We start from the raw sequence: 759 nt of genomic DNA on the forward strand, positions 1-759 counted from the left end.
CCCGTCCGGCAACTTGAAACTTGGGCAGCCGCCCCGACCTACGGCACCACCTCCACCGGCGTGCCCACATGCACCTCCCGGAAAAATTTCTCCGCCATGTGCCCCGGCAGGCGGATGCAGCCGTGAGAGGCCGCGTAGCCCGGCAGGTAGCCCTGGTGCATCCCCACGCCGCCGTAGATCCGCATGAAGTAGTACATCTTGGCCCCCTCAAACCGCGTGCCCGGCGGGCGCGGGTCCTTGCGGTTGTCGATGTTCTGCATGATCACGTTGCCCTGGTAGTCCTCGTAGTCGCCGTAGATGGACGACTTGTGGTCGATGTCCTTTTCCATCACGCGGTAATGCCCGGGCCGTGTGTCATAGCCCTCCGCCCCGGAGGAAATGGGCGAGCCCCCCGCCAGCTCCCCGCGCTTGAAGAGGTACACCATCTGCTCGCTGAGATTGATCACCACGCTCGGCCTGCCCGTCATCTCATCCGCATACCAGAAAGAACCATCATTCGATCCAAACAGCCCCGTGACCCCGTTCCACACAAAGCGCGAGGCACGCGGGATCTCGTGCGTCACAAACCTCCGGCTGTAGTGAAAGGCGTTGTTGCCCGTGGTTTGGACGGTGTTGCAGCTGGCAAGGCCGAGAGAAAAAAGGAGAAGCAGCCGGAGTGACCTCATGCACAGCAGCAATGCCGCCGGGATGGCAAAAAGCAACGCGCGAGAGATTAAAGTTTCAGCCCCTTCTCACCCGTCCCTTTTCGCTTCCCCTTCA

The 759-nt window shown here is 61.7% G+C and carries 1 protein-coding gene; it reads right to left on the reverse strand.

Annotation, left to right across the window (positions count from 1 at the left end; genetic code table 11):
• Positions 1–38: 38 nt before the first annotated feature.
• Entirely contained in the window at positions 39–665 is a 627-nt protein-coding gene (locus ACFQDI_RS23000; RefSeq protein WP_377171418.1) for a L,D-transpeptidase, read from the reverse strand.
• Between the last annotated feature and the right edge of the window lie 94 nt (positions 666–759).

This window comes from Prosthecobacter fluviatilis, from assembly GCF_042655725.1.
Lineage (GTDB): Bacteria > Verrucomicrobiota > Verrucomicrobiia > Verrucomicrobiales > Verrucomicrobiaceae > Prosthecobacter > Prosthecobacter fluviatilis.

Coding starts and splice junctions, on each gene's coding strand:
- ACFQDI_RS23000 (WP_377171418.1), bottom strand. CDS start 665: ATGAGGTCACTCCGGCTGCTTCTCCTTTTTTCTCTCGGCCTTGCCAGC.